We start from the raw sequence: 2,533 nt of genomic DNA on the forward strand, positions 1-2,533 counted from the left end.
GAGCGAGGTCGGCGTCGTCGTTGCAGGCAATGCTGCTGCCGGCGACTGCACCGCTTGCGATGCGTCAGGCGCCGGTGCGGCCGGCTGCTCGGTCGCCTGTTGATTGGAAGTGCTCGCCGCAAGACTGAGGCTGCGCGAGCCGCCGGCATGGGCCTCGCTTGCGAGCAGCGACATAGCGACGATCAGGATGAGTTTACGCATGGCCATCCCCGCTATCCGGTCAATCCGCCTTACCTAAATCGCGCCAGCTTGGCCGCTAGCGCGCCAGCCGATGGGTGCCGATTTCGATCAGGGTCGCCCGGCAGGACAGGCGGTAGATCAGGCTGAACAGTTGATTCCACATGACCGAACTCCGCTGTTGATCATTCAGGGCCACTCTAGACCCCATCTCTTTCCGGCGGTTTTCGCGACGCTGGGAAAATGGCTTCGTCAGGCCAGCCGACGTTTCGTCGGAACGGGAGACGCGAAGTCGTCTCACGGGCGTGTGAGATATTGGTTGCTGCGGCACCAGGACCGTCTCGGGCGAACCGAACGATGCTCGTTGCGGTCAGCCTGTATCAGAGGTAGTAAGGGCAGGGGTCTTCGCGGAAGATCATTTGGGGAATGTCGCCCGCGCCAGCATGACATCGCAACCTGACGGGAATTCTCATCGTCGGCGCTGGAGAGCGATCCTGTTGCTGTTCGTTGTCCTCCCCTTTGTGCCGGAACTGGCGATCCTGCTCACGTCTCTCTTCGCGGCCATCTCAGGATGCCAGCCCGGCACCGATGCCGGCTGTCCCATCGGATCTTCTGCCGCGGAAATCATCCGTCATGCGCTGGAGGCGAGCTTGCTGGTCGGCTCTCGCTTTGGCGACGGGCTGGCGGCACTGTGGCTGGCCGCCTGCTGCTGGCTGATCACGCTGGGATGGTCCCGGCTATGGATCCGATTGCTGCTGGCTTTGGCGGTCAGTCTCATCTGCGCATTCGTTCCCTATTTCGGCCCGATGCTTTCGATCAGCTATCTCGTCAACCCCAAATGCTCGCCGAACGAGGGAGGCGTGGGCGATTGCATCGTTTACGGCGGCGACGTCGGCAGTGTGGCCCACAAGGTGGTCAGCCTGGGCTGGAGAATCATCGAGGGCGCTCCGATCGCGATCGGAATATTCGTTGTCTATGCGATCGTTGCGGCGCTCATCGAACGGCGCTCGAGGAGGCAGGGTCTCCGTCCTCTGGGCTGATTTCCGTTCCCGACGCTCGCCGCCGAGCCGACGCTCGATATTGTCAAGAAGCAGCAGCTATGGTCTCATGCAGCCATAGATTGTCTTTCATATTTGGAGATGTTGCCATGCGGTTTTGTTTTGCAGCATTCCGGGTCATTCTCGCCTGCGCGGCGGCCGCTGTCTGGCTTTCAGCCGTTCAGCCCGCCGCGGCTCAGTCCAACAATGATCCCGATATCCTGGCGGCCTATGTCTACAGATATGCCGACTATTACCTGCCTTATGCCATCCAGTCGTCCACGGCATATAAGCCGGTCGGCACGCTGAACACCATGCGCGATGCCGGCCTCGGCGAGGAAGTCGATTTCGCGGTGCAGAGTACGATCCCGGCCTCGCAGGACGACCTGAGAGGTCACGCGCGGAAGATCTTCAAGCCCTGGCGCTATCAATTCGGCAGCGACACGTATCTCGATTGCCTCGATTGGGCGGATGAGGCCTGCAAGGCGGCTTACGCCAGGCGCGGCTGGAACTTCGGCAGCGGCCCGACATACCAGGTGTGGGCACGGACACGCGCCGCCGCGCGTGGAGCCTGCAGCGAAGTGAGCATTGCGTTTCGCGGCACCGTAGGGTTTTCCGGGGGCGATTGGTACTCGAACTTCAGCCGGTTCGGTTCGCCCTACGACGACTATTATCAGCAGCTGCAGCGCAACGTCGATACGATCATGAGGCAGATCCAGAGCCTGGACTGCTACAAGCGGGCCGCCCGGAAGCCGCAGATCGTTTCGACGGGGCATTCCCTCGGTGCCGGCTTAGCGCAATTCGTAGCGCTTGCGACCAAGTCGGGTGGTCCGCGGATCGCCAAGGTGGTTGCGTTCGATCCGTCTCCGGTGACCGGCGCGCACCTCGTCAACAGGGCTCTTCTGGCCGAAAACGTCCAGCGCCTCGTCATTGATCGCGTGTATGAGAGCGGGGAGGTGCTGTCATATGCCCGCGCGGCCGTGCAGGAATATCCTCAGGCGAAGTCGCGCTGCAATCCGCAGGTGCGAACCGTCGAGGTCAAGGCTGCGCGAGGCTCGATCATCGGGCTGCACGGCGTTGAATTGCTTGCGACCAACCTTGCAGATCTCACATACAATGAGGGCAATCCACTGGGTTACCGCGCTCCGGTCACGCTGGTCGGCAATTGCGATGTCATCTATCGGCCGGATTCCGACGAGCAGCTGATCGCGCGTAACGGAAGCCAGCGGTTCGCCGCGCTTGGGCGCGTTTACGCGCGAAGTGCCGGCCGGCGCGTCGTTTCGAACCCTGCCAATTCGGCGCTGCGCGCGGGCGTGACA

The 2,533-nt window shown here is 62.1% G+C and carries 2 protein-coding genes and 1 pseudogene; 2 read left to right on the top strand and 1 reads right to left on the bottom strand.

The features are described 5' to 3' along the window. Window positions 1-201 (bottom strand): annotated as a pseudogene (locus MOV74_RS35920) (hypothetical protein); the annotation flags it as partial. A 473-nt stretch (window positions 202-674) separates the two neighbouring features. On the opposite strand from MOV74_RS35920, the gene MOV74_RS35925 reads away from it, so the two are divergent. Together MOV74_RS35925 and MOV74_RS35930 are read left to right on the top strand one after the other, a co-directional pair. Next, a complete protein-coding gene (locus MOV74_RS35925; RefSeq protein ID WP_246931976.1) occupies window positions 675-1,217 on the top strand; it encodes a hypothetical protein in 543 nt (180 codons plus the stop codon). A gap of 107 nt (window positions 1,218-1,324) precedes the next feature. Next, on the top strand, window positions 1,325-2,533 hold a 1,209-nt coding region (locus MOV74_RS35930), incomplete at its 3' end, for a lipase family protein (protein ID WP_246931978.1).

The organism is Bradyrhizobium sp. SHOUNA76, assembly GCF_023006445.1.
Classification (GTDB): Bacteria; Pseudomonadota; Alphaproteobacteria; order Rhizobiales; family Xanthobacteraceae; genus Bradyrhizobium.